At 57.2% G+C, this 17193-nt stretch carries 10 protein-coding genes; all 10 read right to left on the reverse strand.

The window, feature by feature from the left end; translation table 11 throughout:
* Positions 1-559: 559 nt before the first annotated feature.
* A complete protein-coding gene (locus HOP53_RS16420) occupies positions 560-1261 on the reverse strand; it encodes a M48 family metallopeptidase (RefSeq protein ID WP_234271019.1) in 702 nt (233 codons plus the stop codon).
* Positions 1258-4629 carry a type I restriction endonuclease subunit R gene (locus HOP53_RS16425; protein WP_234271020.1) on the reverse strand — a complete coding sequence of 1124 codons (3372 nt, stop codon included), beginning with the start codon at positions 4627-4629 and terminating at the stop codon, positions 1258-1260. The genes HOP53_RS16420 and HOP53_RS16425 overlap by 4 nt, the downstream gene beginning before the upstream one ends.
* Before the next feature lie 102 nt (positions 4630-4731).
* Positions 4732-5973, reverse strand: a complete 1242-nt coding sequence (locus tag HOP53_RS16430; RefSeq protein ID WP_234271021.1) for a PDDEXK-like family protein — start codon at positions 5971-5973, stop codon at positions 4732-4734.
* Positions 5974-6036: 63 nt separating this feature from the next.
* Positions 6037-7872, reverse strand: a complete 1836-nt coding sequence (locus tag HOP53_RS16435; RefSeq protein WP_234271022.1) for a GmrSD restriction endonuclease domain-containing protein — start codon at positions 7870-7872, stop codon at positions 6037-6039.
* Between the two features lie 57 nt (positions 7873-7929).
* On the reverse strand, positions 7930-9192 hold the full coding sequence (locus tag HOP53_RS16440; RefSeq protein ID WP_234271023.1) for a restriction endonuclease subunit S: 1263 nt from the start codon (positions 9190-9192) through the stop codon (positions 7930-7932).
* Positions 9185-11602, reverse strand: a complete 2418-nt coding sequence (locus tag HOP53_RS16445) for a type I restriction-modification system subunit M (RefSeq protein WP_234271024.1) — start codon at positions 11600-11602, stop codon at positions 9185-9187. Before HOP53_RS16445 ends, HOP53_RS16440 begins: the two co-directional genes overlap by 8 nt.
* 253 nt (positions 11603-11855) lie before the next feature.
* Positions 11856-12869 carry a helix-turn-helix transcriptional regulator gene (locus tag HOP53_RS16450; protein ID WP_234271025.1) on the reverse strand — a complete coding sequence of 338 codons (1014 nt, stop codon included), beginning with the start codon at positions 12867-12869 and terminating at the stop codon, positions 11856-11858.
* Between the two features lie 62 nt (positions 12870-12931).
* Positions 12932-13573, reverse strand: coding sequence for a DUF2201 family putative metallopeptidase (locus HOP53_RS16455; RefSeq protein WP_234271026.1), 642 nt, complete (start codon positions 13571-13573; stop codon positions 12932-12934).
* Positions 13574-13805: 232 nt separating this feature from the next.
* Positions 13806-15542 carry a LeoA/HP0731 family dynamin-like GTPase gene (locus HOP53_RS16460; RefSeq protein ID WP_234271027.1) on the reverse strand — a complete coding sequence of 579 codons (1737 nt, stop codon included), beginning with the start codon at positions 15540-15542 and terminating at the stop codon, positions 13806-13808.
* Positions 15529-17184, reverse strand: a complete 1656-nt coding sequence (locus tag HOP53_RS16465) for a GTPase (RefSeq protein WP_234271028.1) — start codon at positions 17182-17184, stop codon at positions 15529-15531. Before HOP53_RS16465 ends, HOP53_RS16460 begins: the two co-directional genes overlap by 14 nt.
* Between the last annotated feature and the right edge of the window lie 9 nt (positions 17185-17193).

The raw sequence follows: 17193 nt of genomic DNA on the forward strand, positions 1-17193 counted from the left end.
TTTTTCAGGGGGTAACCATGTCCTTGGCAAGCCAAAGGGTCTTGAGCAGATCCTTGAACATATACGTGTGGTCAATGACGCGTTGGCGACCAGCAGTTCTGCTAGCTTAACACCTGCTCAGCTTTTTCAGTTTTCGACTTGGTCACCTTGCGATTAGTCACGTTGTGTAGCAGATTGTCCTGCTCGACGTACCCCACCTCATCTACTGAGCTCCTTGGTGCATATAATTGGTTGTGCTCTTTTTGCTCACGCTCATTTGTAATTTATATGAGTACTACGCTATTTTCAGATCTCCGAACAGGAAGTTCTTCATAAAGTAAGCGTCCGGTGAATACACCTCCGCTGAGTCTCGAATTCGGTGAGGTAGGTGTCCACCTAGTGCTTAGTGGGCACCTAACTTTAGTGAGTTAAGCATATGGGAAGCGCCTCGAAGGCGCCGCCGAATTACAGCCGAGTTCAAAGCCAGGATCGTCGAAGCGTGTCAACACCCAGTGCCTGCGCGGCCAACTGTCAGGTAAATACCATCACACCTCATACGGGACACTTTTCACTGCCACCATCAAACCCCCTCCACCTCTATCCCATGCCGGGCCAGCCACGCCTTGCGCTGCTCATAATCCGGCATGGCTCGCTCGAGGCGGCGCCAGAAGACGGGGGTGTGATGGGGTTCGTGCAAGTGAACCAACTCATGGACGACCACATACTCGGCGATATGACGAGGCAGCAAAATGGTCTTCCAGTGAAAGTAGACCCGGTTGCCCTTGCCGCAGGAGCCCCAGCGGTAGCCGAGGTCCTGGACCTTCACGCCGGCAGGCTCTACTCCCATTCGGAGGGCGTGCTCCTTCACCCTGGCAGTAAGCCAGTCGCTTGCGCGGGCGCTGTACCAGCGAATGAAGTGTTCCCGGGCGTCGGCCAGGGCATTCTCGCGCAGCTGGAAGCGTCCGGCAACGAGCTTAAGCGGGGCGTCCTGCTCCTCCTGGACCACGCGTTTGAGACGGTAGCTTCGGCCCAAGTAGAGAAAGCCCTCACCGTTGACATATTCCTTGCGGGGCAGCCGGCGGCGGCGCTCGGCCTTCTCGGCCAGTTTCCGGTAGATCCAAAGCCGCTTTTCGATCACGAAATCGCGCAGGAGCCGCTCGTCGGTACCGGTGGGCGCAGCGATGACCAGTTCGCCGTCGCGATCCACAGTAATCTCAAGGGTCTTGCGGCGCGAGCTCTCGCGCACCTCGAGTGTGAGGTCGTCCACGGCGAGTAGCGTCATGCATTCACCAGCTTGTCGTGATTGCTGCGGGCGAGATCGAGCAGCCGCTGAGCCACCTCGCTGGCCAGCTCGAAGGGCACTAGGCGTTTGATCATCAGGGTGGTGAAGAGGTGCTGGCGCAGGGCCTCCTGATCGGGGATATGAGAGGGCTTCCAGAAGTCGGGGATGGCGATCTCCTGCTGGATCAGTCCAACCAGTTCCTCGGTGGCCTCGAGCAGCCTCTGGGCGCTGGCTTCGTCCAGCTCCTCCACCGATCGGCCGCTGCTGGCCACCAGCTCCCGCCAGAAGGGCTCGGCGTGGGCCGGCATCTCGGGGATCTCTTCCCCCTCTACCCGGGCGCCATCGCGCAGCTGCTGGATCAGCGTTTTGAGCGCCTCCACCTGCTCGGCCCACTGGCCATCGAGCTGTTCCAGCAGCTCCTCCAAGCGCTCGCTGAGCCGGCCGTATTTTACCGGGTCCTCGTCCAGGTGCTTGCGGACGTGGGAGCGTACCGCGTGCTCCATCTCCGAGGCCTTGGCCCGGTCGCCCACTTGGCGTCCCAGGTGCTCATCGAACTCGGCGTCGGTGAGCTGCACCGGCGGGATGCGCGGGTCAATACCGAGCGAGATGACATAGTCGTCGATCAGCTTGCGCACCTTGTTGCCGATGTCTCGGCCGAGCTCCGGGGTGTCTTTGTAGCGGTTCCGGGCCAGGGCATGGATATATGCCAGTCGCTTGGCATCGTTGACGAACTCGAGCCCCTCGGGGCGCGGCAGCACGTCATCCAGGCCGCGGTTGAACTCCTTGAGCTTGACCACGAACTCGGCGCGCACCCGCTCGTCGGCGAGCGCCTGCACCGCCTCCTCGGTGTCATCCAGGTCGTCCACCCCCTGGCCTCGAAGCACGTCGATCACACGCAGGTGTCGATCGCGCAGCAGGGGAATCTCGTCCTTGAGGCTCTGGAGTGCTCCCTCGATGTCCTCCTCGCTGTAGGCGGCCAGCGCCTCCTTGAGGTGGTTGGCCACGCCGAAGTAGTCCACCACGATGCCGTGGGTCTTGCCGTGGCCGGTGCGGTTGACGCGGGCGATGGCCTGCAGCAACTCCGCCTCGCGCAATGAGCGATCCAGGTACATCACCCCCTCAATAGGGGCATCGAAGCCGGTCAGCAGCATGCTCTTGACGATCAGGAAGGCCAGCGGATCGTGCTTGGCCGGGTCCTTGGGCACTGTCCCGTCCAGCGGCGGCAGCGGCTTCTTGAAGCGCTTGATGTGGCTCTCCACGGCGGCGCGGTCGCTCCACCTGGCCCAGGTGGCGTCGTCGTTGTTGCCGCTGCTAAACACCACCGCGAACTCCAGCTCGCCCAGCACCTTGCGATAGCGCCAGGCCTGGATCGCAGCCTTGACCCGGGGCGGGCGCGTCAGCAGCTGAGTGTCGTCCAGGGCCTTGTTCTCGTGGGAGAGCGCCAGCGCCTCCTCGAGCAGCTCGGCACGGGCCGCCTCCAGGGCATCGAAGTAGCGCAGGGCCGCCCGGCGGCTGTAGGCCACCAGCTGCGCCTTGTAGCCGTTTGGCAGGATGTGGGTGACGTAGTGGCGCAGAATGTCCTGGGCCTTCTCCTGGATCAGCTGCGGCGCCTCGAAGATCTGCCCCTTGGTGGCGTACTTCTTCTTGATCGCCTCCAGCTCCTCCTTGCTGTGGTCGCGGAACAAGTCCTCGAACAGGCCGTCGAGGCTGGCGCCGTCCTTGATTGCCCCCTTGGCGGTGCGCCCCTCGTAGAGGATCGGCACCGTGGCGCCGTCCTGCTCGGCCTCCTTGATGGTATAGCGGTCGATGTACTCGCCAAAGATGTCATGGGTGCGCTTCTTGTCACCCATGATGATCGGCGTGCCGGTGAAGCCGATACGGACGGCGTTGGGCAGGGCGCGCATCATGTTGGCGTGTAGGTCGCCGGCCTGGGTACGGTGGGCCTCATCCACCAGGATTAGGATATCCTCGCTGGTATTGAGCACCTCAAAGGGCTCACTAAGGGTGGGCTTCTTCGGCGAGCTTGAGGAAGCTGAGGCGCCCCGTTCGGCAGCATCACGGCGACCGCTATCGAGCCCACTTTCGTCGCGCGCATACGTCTCTCCGGTTTCGTTTTCGTCGTCGGCGTCCGGGTCGCGGTACTTCTGAATGGTGCCGAACACCAGGCCGGGGCCGTCGCGGCCCAGCAGCTTCTTGAGCTGGGCGGTGTTGCCGGCCTTCTCGACGCTCTCGCCGGTGAGCTCGGCGGTGGCGGAGAGCTGGGCCTGCAGGTCCTTGCGGTCGGTGATCACCACCACCTTGAGGCGGCGTAGCGTCGGGTCGGTGCGCAGCTTGCGCACCAGAAACACCATGGAGAGGCTCTTGCCGCTGCCCTGGGTGTGCCAGACGATGCCGCCACGGCGGTCGGCCTCGCCGTCCTGGCGGCGCGTCTTGCCGCTCTTCAGGCGCTCCACGGCCCGGGTGACGCCGCGGAACTGCTGGTGGCGGCACACCAGCTTGATGGTCTGGCCGCCGACGTTCATGAACAGGGTGTAATGGCGCACGATGTCGAGCAGGTTGGCCCGGGTGAGCATGCCGGCAATCAGGCGCTGCTGGGCGGAGAGGTCCGCCATGCCAAGAACGATGGCCACCTCCGCCTCGCGCATCGGTGCCACCGTCTTCCAGCTCAGGTAGTGGGCGAAGCGGGCGCCGATGGTGCCGACACGGGCCTCGTCGAAGTTGCTGGCTACCAGGAACTGGCTGGTGGCGAACAGTGCCGGGGCGCCTTCGTGCTCGCCGACCTCGCCCTCCAGGAAGCGCTGGTCGTGGTAGCGGCGCAGTTGGTCCACTGCCTGGCTGATCCCCTCCGGCACGCTGCGGCTCTTGCACTCCACCACTACCAGCGGGATGCCGTTGACGAACAGCACCAGATCCGGGATCACGTGGCCCTTGGCGCCATCGTGACCGGGCGGGCACTTCACCTTGAACTGGTTGACCACCGTGAAGACGTTGTTAGCGGGCTCCTCCCAGTCGATGTAGCGCAGGGTCTGGCCGCGGCCGCCGTCCCAGCCCCCCAGCCCCTCCACCGGCAGGCCATTCATCAGCAGCTCGGTGGCTTGCTGGTTCGCCTCGAGCACCTTGCTGGCCGGCAGCCGGGTGATGGCGGCGACTGCCTGATCCAGGCGCGCCTCATCGAGCCAAGGCTCGCCGTCGCGCAGGTTGATCCGGCGCAGCCGCTCGCGCAGCAAGGGCTCCATCACTACCTGGGCGAAGCTCTCCCGGTGGGTGGCGCCGGGATCGTCCACCGATCCGGCCAGGAACTCCCAGCCCTGACCGACCAGTTGATCGATGAAGGGCTTTTCGACCTCTGTATACTCGGGACCTGCCATGCGCTACCCCTGCCTACTCATCGCCTTCAGCCTTGGCAGAAAACGATTTCAAGATGGTCCTGTTCCGCGAGCCATTTACGGCATTCGCGTCATCTATTGCTATTATCTGCTACACAACGCTTTGGCTTGCGCAGCCAGCTCAACCTGGTGCGCCACCATGTCCGCAATCAATGTGCGGCGTACCTCGTCATCCAGTAGGCCAATGGCGGCGCTGCTGAAGTTGTCGAAGTTGATGATCTTTTCATCATCGCCGGCCACCGGGTTGTAGTAATAGCAGACCAGCCAGTCGGCCTCTCCATCAGCAACAGCATTTCCCTTACCCATTTCGTTGCGGACTACACCCTTCAGGTCCGGGGAAGAGACGGCAATGCCTGAGGTATCTTCCACCCTGAGGCCATAATGAATGGCATGATAGAGATTGACGTAGAGACAGATATTTAGGTCGCCCAGGCTACAAATAGGTATCTTGAGACCGACATGTTTGTTGTTTCTGTTTTTCGTGTAGTAATCCTTGGTGATGGCAGCGATGCTCTTGCCGCCATAAACGCTCGGAGTAACGCCGAACTGAGCCTCGAGAGCTTCTCTCAGTTCTTGCCAGAACAGTTGTTGCACGGAGGCCTTGGCTTTGGGAAGTGACTTCTCGACCTCGAGAGCTTCCTTGAACCGCTCCAGGTCACTGCTCAGCTCGCCCGCCACTAGATCGTTCATCGTTCCTCCCCTGCCTGTAAGATTGCTAATCAACTGCTGGTACTGCTGGATGGCGTGAGCCAAAGCCGGCTTATGCTGGCTTTTCTCGATGCAGCCCTGCAACCAGCGTGAGACGTCTTCAGCAAAAGAAAGACAGACCACCTTCTCTTTTCCCAACCCATTCAGGCTCATGGCCGACGGGCTTTTCCCATCCAGCGTCAAGTAGACCAGAACGATTCGCTTTTCACCGCCTGCACGCCGTTCAAGCTCATGGTAGTAGTCGTAAAGCTGTGCCATCTGGTCGAGCGCATCAATTTTTAGCTCAATGCCAACGATGGTATCGGGAGACTCGATGACGATATCGACTCGACGCTTTTCTTCTGTGGCTAGCTCACGGCTGACCCGATAGCGACCTTCACCGGACGCTTGAAGGCCCAGGATGTTCTCGAGAAAAAGCTGAAGAAAAGCTCGTCCCTCGCCATGACGACCCAGAGGTTTCAGCAGCTCATGCAGGAACCTGGAGTGGGTCTCGGCTTCGTTTCGATGCACTCTTAGGATGGAGAAGATGTTGAAGCGCTCCCCATGCCTGTTGGCCTTCTCACGGGCGTTGCTGACTACCTCCATGAGCGCATCAGTCATGTGCAAGTCATTGAGCATCGGATTCTCCCTTGATCCAGAGTTGCAATCGCTGGGCGAGGGACGCTCGCAATATTCGTGCAATCATTCATCCCTGTCCTCTGCCTCAATCACCGGTGCGCCCTCGTCGGAGCCCAGCAGCGGCTTCTTGCCCATGGCCTTCTCGATGATCTCCAGCAGGCGGCGTTTGCGCTGCTGGTAGAAGGCGTCGAAGTCGTCGGCGCGCAGGGTCTCGGCGGGGATGCGGTGGCCCTCGAGCAGGGCGTTCATCGCTTCATCGCCAAGCTGGACCTGCTGATGCTCCTGCAGACGGGCCAGGTAGGCCGAGGGCGCATCGCCACCGATCATGCGGTTGGTCCTGGCGGAGATGGGCGTCTTGTTGATGATCGAGTCGTAGATGCGATAGGAGAGCCCCTGAGCCTCGCACCAGGCGCGGGGGAAGATGTGGTGGATATCGAGCTCCACCCCCTGCTGGTCGAGCGCCTGGATATCGCCCTTCCAGAAGAAGTCCTCGGCGCCCTCGCGCAGGATCAGCACGTTGATGCCCTTGTAGGCGGCGCTGTTGCGGCTGCGCAGCGACTCCAGGCGGGTGGGGTCGAAGGAGGCATCGATCACCGTGCGGGGCAGCTCGGCGTCGTCCTCGAACCAGGTCATCAGCTCTTCCAGGTCCAGAGCGATGCGGGTCTCCACGGCGCCGCCGTAGAGCTCGCCCAGCACGCCGCTCCAGAACCAGCGCGAGAGCTTGGCGTGGATGCGCGGCTCGCGCCAGCGGTTGCCGAGCAGGGTCATCACCGCGGCGATGGGCACCAGCTGGGTGGCATAGGGCAGCTCGCGGCGGCTGTAGAAGCACTCGCCCTTGAGGAAGTAGGCCGCCTCGACGAAGCCCTTCTCCACGGCGTCGGCCCAGCGCCTGTAGGCCTCGAGGGGGAGATCCAGCACCGAGGCGCGCTTGGCGCTGACTGGGCGCACCTGCTTGCCGGTCTTGCCGGCCTTGAGGTCCTCCAGTTTGCGCTCGCGGGTGTGCAGCAGGGTAATGGCCTGGAGCAGGTCGGTGCTCTGCACGTCGCGGAGCAGCTCGTGCTCCTCGAAGCGCGCCTTGCGGGAGGGCACGTCGCGGATGTCGGAGCCGAACCAGTCATCGCGCAGGTTGTAGCCCTCGGCGGCGTAGCTGGCGGTGATCAGCTCGAACACCGAGAGCTGCACACCGCCGGTGTTGACCTTCTCGAACACCAGGCAGACCGCCTCCTTGGAGGTTTCCTTCTTCAGCTCGATCACCGGCAGCTGGTAGGCGGAGAAGGCGCTGATGATCTTCTCCTGAAACTCGAAGTAGGTGCCGATCTCGTCCTTGTTGTACTTGAACAGGTCGCCTGCCCAGTCGTTGGGCGACAGCAGCTTGTCGCAGGGAAAGTAGAGCTGCTCGCACTCCAGCTGGCGGCTGGAGAGGTCGAGATCCACGTCGCGGCCGAAGTTCTTGCGGGTCTGGCGGTTCTCATCCACTGCGATGACCGCCTCCTCCAGGCGATCCTCGCCCTCCAGGGCGGTGCGAATGTCGAAGTAGTAGTGGCGCTTGATGGGCTTGCCCTTGGCGGTGCGGGTGTTCACCGGGGCATCCAGGCCCACCGCCTGGGTCAGGCTGGTGAGGCGCTGCTGGCCATCGAGGATCAGCTGGTCCGGCTGCTTGGTCACGCTGTCCGGGTCGAGGCCCTCCACCGGGCGGGTCTCGAAGCGCACCTCCCCACCGGTCTCCATCAGCATCACCGCCCCCACCGGGAAGGAGCGGGCGATGCTGACCAGCAGGCTCTGCACGTGGTCGTCGTCCCACACCCAGCCGCGCTGGAAGTCGGGGAGCTGGATCTTGCCGGTGGTGATGTCCTTGAGAAGCTCGGGCAGCGAGCGCTTGGTGCTGTCGAAGGTGGTCATGGCGGTTCCCTGTGCGATGTGGTCCTGATGTTTCGATGTTCTTGTAAGCGCCCCGGTCTATGCCGGGGTAGTGGCCTGGGCCTGGTCGAGCAGCGGGGTGACGCGGACGCGGCCAGTAAGGAGGTCGTCCATCAGGCCAATTTTTTCAAAGACAAGCTTGCTCAACGCCTCCCTTTCTTTATCAGCTTTTCTCTCAATGCCTTGGAATATATTCTCCATGCGCACTTGCTCTTGAATGGTGGGCAAGGCGAATGTATATCCGGAAAGCTCATCTCGGTTTATTTTCGGAATCCCAGTCCTCATGGAGGCAGCGTTAGCATAGGTGGAGAAGCTTTCACTCATCACAATCCTGAGCAGTATCGCTGACGTCAAAAGCTTCGGCCTTAGAGGATACATGTCAGCACTGCATATCGAGTCAATATCGGCAAGCCATGCTTTTCTTAAATAGGGGCGTATCTTGCTATATACGACATCACCTGGACGAACGATATACTTCCCGCTGATCGCGCCTTGATCACGAGCCGTTTCTACCCTAATCAGCCTAGAGACGCCTGCTTCAATATGGTCAGGGGCTATTAGCGGCAGACTAGCATAAGGCTCTATTAGCGGGCTGATTTGGCCCGATGGCAGTTCAACAGCGTCTAGAAATCCCACCACCTCCCACTCTCGCGGAATCAACCCCAGCGGCGACTCCTTGTAGAGCTCCGGCGCCTGCTCGGGGCTGGGGCGGAGCCGGCCATTCACGTCGATGCCGCGAGTCAGCAGGTCGTGGAGCAGGCCCTCCTTGACCTTCTCCAGCTTGGCGATCAGTGCCTCGGTCTTCTGGATCTGGGTGTCGAGGGTGTCAAGGATGTGGGCGATAGCACCCTGTTCATTTTCAGGAGCAATATGGGTATTTATTGCCAGAAAGTCAGAAGAGCGTATTCCTTTTACTGTCGAGCCAACTGACAGGCTTTCAGCTTTCCTCTGCAGACTTGCAACCAAACGAAGAAGATACCTGTGATTGACCCCTTTTTTTGGGTAGAGAGCCCGAACATCCTGGTTAATTGCCGTAGGTGTTTGGCTAGCAGCACACCTTCCAACAGCCATTCTGGTGCAGACCATAGGGGTGCCGGGGGGAATGAGGCTGCTAGTGCTTGACCTCAACCCCAAGCTCGTAATGGTTTCTTCGGTAGCCTTCAGTTCTAGCTGATCATCCTTGAAGTCCTTAACGGACGCCCAAGGAATATCACCGTGCCAGAAAGCCGGATCATTGCGAGGAGGAGTGCCTCCCCCTTGCTGTTTTTCAACGAGCGAGCCGAGCGCTAATAGTTCAAACATACCCCAGCCCCTCCAGATACTGCTGCAGCTCTTGGGCAGCGGCATCCCGCTCGGCCTCGATGTCGGCCAGCGTTACCCGGTACTTGTCCCACCAGGTCTCGAAGGCAGCGATGACCTGCTGGCGCTGCTGGCGGATATAGCGCTCGAGGATGCCCTTCAGGTCGTTATGCAGAATGGTGCCGACCAGCTCAGCGGCGGCAGGCTCGTCGAGGGCGTCCACGGCGGCGTTGAGGTGCTCCTCGAAGCTGGCCACCTTGGCCTTGTGCTGCTTGCGCACCTGGGTGCGCTGGCTCTTCCAGGCCTTGATCTGCTCCGGCGTCGGGGCGTCGTCATCCTCGCCGCTATCGGCTTCGTCACCGTCATCGCCCTCGGGCTTGGCCTCGGCGGCCTTGATCCGGGCGTCCAGCTCCGCCTTCCGGGCGGCGAGCTCTTCGAGCTCGGCCACGTACTCCTCCAGCAGGAAGTGGACCAGGCGGTGATCCAGCGGGTTGGCCTTGCTCTGCTCGTCCTCCAGCAGGCTCACGATGCTGGTGCGCCAGGCGTCCACCACGCCCAGGCAGCCGCGGGCCTGCAGGGTGCGGAACTCGTTCTTGTTGTCGAACCAGAAGCCCGCGATGATGCCGCGCACCGCGAAGCGGTCGAGCATGGCGGTGGGCTCCAGGGCCGCGGTGAAGCTGCCCAGCAGCTCGTCGCGCAGCTGGGTGAGGCGACCGCCGTTGCCGGTGAGGCCGGTGATGCTGCCACCGTGTTCGGCCCACCAGGCCTCGAAGGCGGCCATCACGCTGGCCTCCTTGTGCCGCAGGCCGGCGTCGGCCTCGATGGCGGGCTTGAGGTCGCGTTTCTCGCTCAGGGGCTCGGCGAAATCCACGTAGTCGGGATCGTTCGCCCTGTGGATAAAGAGCGCCATGGGGTCGAGGCCCTGAGCGTCGAAGAGCGGGCGCCTGGCGTCGATCTCGGCAACCGGCACGCCGCCCTTGAGGTGGGCGCGCACGTCCTGGGGCTCCGGCGGCGGGGTGTTGTCGGCGTAGCGGCGGATGTTGAGGTTGTAGTCGTTGTCGCGCAGCTCTTTGATGGGCACCACCCGGGCGAAGCCGGGCACGTCCTCGAAGGCGTCATAGGTGCTGGCGATCTTCTCGATGTGCTCCGGCAGCAGGTGGTTCTGGGCGCGGCCTTCAAAGAACTCGCGGTCGGCGTTGATGAACAGCACCTTGCCCTTACGCTCCTCGGGCTTGGCGCCCTTGGCGCGCAGCACCAGGATGCTCGCCGGGATGCCGGTGCCGTAGAAGAGGTTGGGGGCCAGGCCGATCACCGCCTCCACCAGGTCGTCCTCCAGCATGCCGGCGCGGATGCGCTTCTCGTCGCCGCCGCGGAACAGCACCCCGTGGGGCATGACGGTGGCCAGGCGGCCGTCGGACTTGAGGCAGGCGACCATGTGCTGCAGGAACATCAGGTCGGCCTTCTTGGCCCCCTCCGGCACGCTGCCGTAGTGGAAGCGCTCCGGGAAGTGCTGGCTCGGCGCGTAGCCGATCGAGAACGGCGGGTTGGTGAGGATGCGGTCGAAGCGCACCAGCTCGCCGCCGTCCACGTGCTGAGGGTCGGTGAGGGTGTCGTCGTTGCGCAGGTCGGCGCTGCTCACCCCGTGTAGCAGCATATTCATCTTGGCGATGGCCCACACCGAGCCGGAGGCTTCCTGGCCGAAGAGGTTGAGCCGGCGCGGGTCGCCGCCTTGTTCCTCCAGGTACTCCTTGGAGAGGATCAGCATACCGCCCGACCCCATGCAGGGGTCGTAGACGCTGTGGCCTTCCTGGGGGTCCATCAGCCGAACCATCATGCGAACCACCGGGCGCGGGGTATAGAACTCGCCGCCTTTCTTGCCGGCGGAGTCGGCGAAGTCGCGGATCAGGTACTCGTACGCCGCGCCCAGCAGGTCGGGGAACTCGAAGTCTTCGTTGCGCAGCCGGTACTCGCTGAAGTGGACGATCAGGTCCCGGAGCTTCTTGTCCGGCAGGGTGGTGGAGCCCACCTTGCGGGTGAAGTCGATGTGCTCAAGCACCCCGTTAAGGCTTTGGTTGTGCTCCTCCAGGCCGGCGAGCGCCTTGTTGAGGGCGCTGCCGACGCCCTGGTGGGCCTCCTTCAGCAGATGCGACCAGCGCGACTGCGGCGGCACGTAGAAGGTGGCGCGATACCAGTCGGGAAACTCGACCTGATGGGCGATATCGATCTCTCCGGCACCGGCCTGCTTGAGCTGAGCGCGGACCTCCTCCTGGCGCTGTTCGAAGACATCCGAGCAGCGCTTCAGGAAGAGCATGCCGAAGATGTACTCCTTGAACTCCGAGGCGTCCATGCGCCCGCGCAGGATGTCCGCGGCCTTGAACAGGTGCCGCTCCAGCTGGTTGAGGGTGAGGATCATGTACTGCAGTTCCCTGAATCGATGAGCCGGTTGTTGCTATCAGCCGTAACGGCTGATGACTATCTCACCAAACTTGGCGCAGGAAGACCATGAAATCTTTGGCCAAATCCACTATCGGCGCAGCCGTAAGCCGTGACGCTCCATGCAATAGTTCATGAGCTGCCGGCCCTCGGCTTGGGTCTTGTCTGACATGCCGATCTCATAGCGGCACTCGGTGTAGGCTGAACGGGTGTCCTCAGCCGAGACCCCCGCTTTATACCTTGTTTAGACGCGCCAGAATCCTTTCTGCATTTGCACGCATGTCGTCTCTCCACACCACCGGCTCGATGACTTCTACACTGGCACCCATCCCCCTCAACCACCAGAGCGTCTGTTGGTCATCCGGTACTTCGGCTTCCAGCCGCTGCCAATCGGAGCCGGGGAGAGGTGACATGCGCTGCGTCTCGGCCAGCGGTGTTTCCGCCAGCAACCAGGCAACCTGTGGCTCGACATGAGCAACCAGCCGGACATTCCCTGTGCTCTGCGGGTAGCCGAAGGCACCGCTGCTTATATAGTCGTCCAGGTTGAAGCCGGCAGATTCCCGCCATGGCAATTTACTGAAGGCTATGGCTTCGACGCGCTGCAGGGCAAACTGACGGATATCTTCATAGTCGTTCACAGTGGCCAGCAGGTAGGTCACGCTGTGTCGGCTCACCAGGCCTTGCGGATGCAGCGTGAATTTCTTGTGTTCTTCCCGACTTCGCGACAGATAGGTCACGTCCAGCGCTCGCTGTTCCAGCAGTGCCTGGGCCACGGTCTGCCAAGTCACCTCATTCACCGGAGCGGGAACCAGTGCCTTTCCGTTGGGGATAGCTCGCACCCTTCGCGCCCAGCGACTCAGCCCATTCTGCTCTAGGTTGTCTAGTAATTGCCTAGCGTCACGGAACTGAGGGGAGAGCTGGCCCATTACTACTGGGGGGAGCAGGCCCTTGAGATACTCTTCTGTCAACACCAGGGTGAGTGCGCTTGGTATATCGAGAGCTGGCAGGTTGCAGTGAAAATCGCGATCAAAGTACCAGCGGTAGGGCTTCTGGCTATCGTCGCAGCCGAGTGGAAAATGAAAAGCCAGCTTGTCGCGCAGGTCACGCTGAAGAGAGCGTGCGTCGATGTTGAATCCTCGCTCGCTGAGCTTCTCCAACAGTACCGGGGTGCTGATCCGACCTGGGCTGCGAGGGATCAACTGCAGCATGGTCAGGTAGCGGAATAGGGTGTCGCGTATCTCGGACATGGGCGTTCCGTGTTGTGTCGCAAAGCTCGAAAATGGCAGCCTAAGGGAATTACGCTTCCAAATCATCTGTTACCAAGCAGCCAAGAAGCGACACTGTCCGGCAACCACGGTGTGCCGAGAAAATTCTGCACAATTTTTCGGATATGCTGCTGCCAGTGGATATCTAGCTCCGTGAGATCAGCGTTTGACGTGGTAAACCCTGCCTGCCAGGTCAACTGGTCCGGGCTTTGCTCCATTTCCAGTCTTGGATGGCCCGATAGCCAGTTGTATACCTCTTCGCGCCGCCAGCTAGCCGCTAGCGGAAACATCACGGAGTCCAGTGGGATGCCACCACCGAGTTGGAGTAATTGGGCATTGATCGAGTGATCGCAGGCGAGGTGCCAGCGGTGCGAGTCTTTGCCGTAGTGCGGTCGATAATCACCGGCGGCCGCATGCCAGACCAGATGCTCATGCACTCGGCGCCGCTGCGACTCGTTCAGCATGGCACTCCAGGTGGGGTTGATCATCAGGCGGCGACCGTCGGTCGTGGCAGTGGGAAGCCGTTCGTCAGTAATTGCCACTACCTCCAGCGGCTCGGCCAGAGCTGCTGTGACAGGCTTGGTGGCTAACCAGACATGATGATCCTGCTGCCAGGCACTTACCTGTGCGGCGTCAACACGGGATGAGATCCAGCTTAAGGAAACACAGCTTGCGATATGACTCATGACGTTCCCTCGTGGTGAGACTAGCGTCATGGTCATTCACCTATGCGACATTCGGTGTCGCGTGCAGCTTTCATCTCCATTTTGAGGCTTCCGCCCATCTCCGATCTGGAAAATTACGCTGATCGTACCTGTTACAATCCGCAACACAGGTGAGGCCTAACAGTTCGCATGCCTACCTTACTGAAAGGCGGCATGCGGCTGTTTAGTTCTTTCCTTTACCCTTTAACAACGACTATGCTGCTGTGAATTCTCCTTCAATAATATCTCCTTTTCTGGTAAAAACTTCCAATTCTTGCTTGATTGCTCCAAGCGATTCTTTACGAGATAATAACTCTTCAAGTTCATCGTTTTGATTTCTGAGGATTGCTTGAAAGCTTTTAATCTGGGGGGCAAAATTTTCAAAAACCTTTTCGTTATCGGAAAGGATGTCGTAAACTTCTTTAAAGTGACCTTTAATGATTTCTCCCAGCTCTTTTTTTATCTCAGCCAACTCGTTCTCGGCGCTCTGCTGCTGAGCAACACTAACAACATCGCCAAGCACTTGAAGAGCAGCTCCAAGAATGGGAAGAGCCCTGCTTATGTTGCCAGCGAGTTTGACAGCTCCCCATGGTTTAAATTTAAATGTATATCCAGTGACTTTGGCCAATACATCACGAGCAGCAAGTACTCCAGCATTATCAACTTTAACAAACTTCAAGGCCACAGCAGCCTTCTGAGAGTATGAAAAAGCTGAAGATTTTACTGCGTCTGCAAATTTTTCTGAGCTTTCCAGCTGCCTTTCTATACCAACAGATATTTGTCTCATTACCTGAGACGACTGTTGAAAGCAACGCTCGCAAGATTGCTCGATTTTAATTCTGAGTTTGTAGCCAATATCTTTAGAAGTATAGCCAATTTCATCTTCAAGAAAGTCTGCCACTTCATTTCTTGACACCGTGCGCAACCTTCCGAGAAGTCTTTTTTCTTCATTGTTAAGCTCTTCAAAAAGGTCTGATTTGGCAGATAGTACATTTTTCTTCCCTTGTTCGATATCCTCGTTGATACGCTGACTATTCTCCATCAAACTGGATGCCAATAATTCAAAATTCTTGAATTGCGCTTCAGCGAGCGATATTTTATTTATCATTACGTCGCTAATAACATCAAGCCCTGTTTTTTTGACTAACTCATTGCGTGTAGTGCTGTTGATGATCGAAGAAGTTATTTCCTTTAAGCTATTAATGCGCGAGCGCTCTTCATACGCCTCCTTTTTTTCAAACCAGAAGTTCAGCCCACGCCCATTTGGATTTGAAGCAATGCAAACAATATTTACAGCTAGCCGCTCACTGTCGCTAAGTTCTACGAATCGCTGAAGCTTTTCAAGTAGGTTTTGTTTTTTTATGGTAGCTTGGTTTTCATAGTCTTCGGCATCACGTAAGTCCGCTACTTCGTCCATTTTATTAATGACAAAGATAGTAGAGGACAGTTTGTTAAGGTCGCGTAGTATCCACCTTACCACATCACAATGACTTTCTTTCAATGGGTTTGTTGCATCTACAACATAAAAAATGAGATGTGCTTCGGAAAGATATTTTTTGGTAATGTCGCCGTATTTGACAATGTTGTTGCCATTTGCTTTTTCTTTGTCTCCAAATAATCCAGGAGTATCGACTATTTCACAGTTTCCTGATGAATTTTCAGGGCGATATATTGCTAAGCTATCAGAAGATTCGTCCGTGTCAATTTTCATGTCATCCATGACTTGACCTAACCAGCCCGCAATGACGCTAGTTTTTCCATCTGAAAAGGCGCCTAGCAGAGCTATCCTAAGAATGTCGGATTCAATATCCGCTATGGCATTTTGGATCTTAGAAATATCCTCATCAACATCTAGACCGATATCTCCAAGCGTCGCCACCAGCCCCCTTAATTTGTTAAGGGAGTCAACTACAGCAGACTTTTCGGCATCAAAATTTTTAAACTGCTCCATCGGGATTCTCCTCCATCCGATATTTTAATTCTGACAAAGTTATTATCTTTTCTTTTAAAACAATTTCGACATCTTCCATTTTTTTGTTTTCGTGATATAGTTCGTTGACAATTTTCTTTTTGATATCGATTCTTATATTTTCCAAAAATTTTCTTTCTGCATCTATCGTTTCGTCCTTTAGCAGTTCGCGTTGTTTCTCTATAGTCTGCGCAACTTTTTTCTGTGCTTCTCGGATTTTTTTTCCACGTCCACTGAAAAAATATTTGAGTAAATTCGAAACAACACCAACCGCTACACCTACAGCCACACCTATTGCATTGCCAACTCCAGGAAAAACGCTACCAATAGCTAAACCGCTCAGTGCATATCCCCCTATGCCAAGAAACATTCCTCCGAGTTCATTGATGCTGAAATTAACTGAATCCATGTCTCCTTTCCATTTGGTGGAGTCCATGCTCGCTGTGTTAAGCTCATGTTCGAATTTCACACGCTTAACATTTTCCTGCAAGCGTTTTACCGATCTGTCTATATTCTCAGAGAGAGTTGCCAGTTCACTCTTCTGCATCTGCATAAAATTAAATTTGACTTTCTTCTGGAGCTTTTCCGCATGTTCTTGGATGCTTTTTTCTATTAAGTTTTTATCGCTGAAGTGGGTCTCGATGCTGTTGTGTGCTACTTCATGTAGTTCCTCGAAAAAACCATTGATAAGGTTGCCTCTCTTGCGAGAAAAAGAGGTGGCAAAGTTAGAAAAAGCCGAATCAATTTCTTTTGCGCATCCAGAAGTTTCTTTTCGGATATTTTTGGCGACCTTTTCATGTGCTATTAATTGCTGCTTCAGAATTTCTAGTGTTTCTTCTAACAGTCTTGTTACTTTTCTTTTGTTGCTTAGTATTATGTTTCTGTCAAAGTTTGAGCATTGATCATGTATGATTTCTTCTATTTCTCTTATGCGGCTAAACCGCCGCATTTCTTCCTTGTTTTTGAAATCTTTCAGGTAAGCTAGCTGAGCCTTAATTAAATCTCTTCGTTCCGGATTAATGGTGGTTGACATGTTGTCAGTAAATGCCATAGAGCAAAATCCTATGAGTCCTTGCACAAGATGCAGCCCTTGTAGCAGTTCAGGCTCAAGGATGTTTCCGAGGACGTTTTGGGTTTGTTCTAAGGTGACTATAGCATCTCGGTGCGTCTGCTCTAAAGAAACTCTATCTTCGTCAAACTCATAAGAATCTGCCTTGCCTCGAACGTTGCAGATAACGTGAACGACAGCGTCACGATTGAGGTACTGTTTGATTTTTCGACCCGTTTCTGTTTCAGGCTTCTTGTTCGTGCCATTTATGTAGAAAACTAGGTGCGCCTTAGCGATAGCCTCTTGAACCATTGCTTCGTATCTTGATTCATTACCTTCTATGCCAGGCACATCGATTAGTTGAAATTCTTTATTATTATAATTGAGACGATACACGACATTATTTTGTGTGAAGTCTGCTTTTCCAGTGCCGATAATAATCCCATCAACGCAGTAGTCTGATAGCTCCCTGGTTCTGAGCTTGCGCTGCATTTTTAATAAACTAGGAAGTGAGCTGGAAAGAGCCTTTGACAAACCCCCTCTTTGCACACCAGTTGTAGCTGTCGTCTGATTCATAGCGCCTAT

Source organism: Billgrantia ethanolica (assembly GCF_021404305.1).
Lineage (GTDB): Bacteria > Pseudomonadota > Gammaproteobacteria > Pseudomonadales > Halomonadaceae > Halomonas > Halomonas ethanolica.

Coding starts and splice junctions, on each gene's coding strand:
- HOP53_RS16440 (WP_234271023.1), bottom strand. CDS start 9,192: ATGTTTGAACTATTAGCGCTCGGCTCGCTCGTTGAAAAACAGCAAGGG.
- HOP53_RS16435 (WP_234271022.1), bottom strand. CDS start 7,872: ATGACCACCTTCGACAGCACCAAGCGCTCGCTGCCCGAGCTTCTCAAG.
- HOP53_RS16430 (WP_234271021.1), bottom strand. CDS start 5,973: ATGCTCAATGACTTGCACATGACTGATGCGCTCATGGAGGTAGTCAGC.
- HOP53_RS16460 (WP_234271027.1), bottom strand. CDS start 15,542: ATGGAGCAGTTTAAAAATTTTGATGCCGAAAAGTCTGCTGTAGTTGAC.
- HOP53_RS16465 (WP_234271028.1), bottom strand. CDS start 17,184: ATGAATCAGACGACAGCTACAACTGGTGTGCAAAGAGGGGGTTTGTCA.
- HOP53_RS16445 (WP_234271024.1), bottom strand. CDS start 11,602: ATGATCCTCACCCTCAACCAGCTGGAGCGGCACCTGTTCAAGGCCGCG.
- HOP53_RS16450 (WP_234271025.1), bottom strand. CDS start 12,869: ATGTCCGAGATACGCGACACCCTATTCCGCTACCTGACCATGCTGCAG.
- HOP53_RS16455 (WP_234271026.1), bottom strand. CDS start 13,573: ATGAGTCATATCGCAAGCTGTGTTTCCTTAAGCTGGATCTCATCCCGT.
- HOP53_RS16425 (WP_234271020.1), bottom strand. CDS start 4,629: ATGGCAGGTCCCGAGTATACAGAGGTCGAAAAGCCCTTCATCGATCAA.
- HOP53_RS16420 (WP_234271019.1), bottom strand. CDS start 1,261: ATGACGCTACTCGCCGTGGACGACCTCACACTCGAGGTGCGCGAGAGC.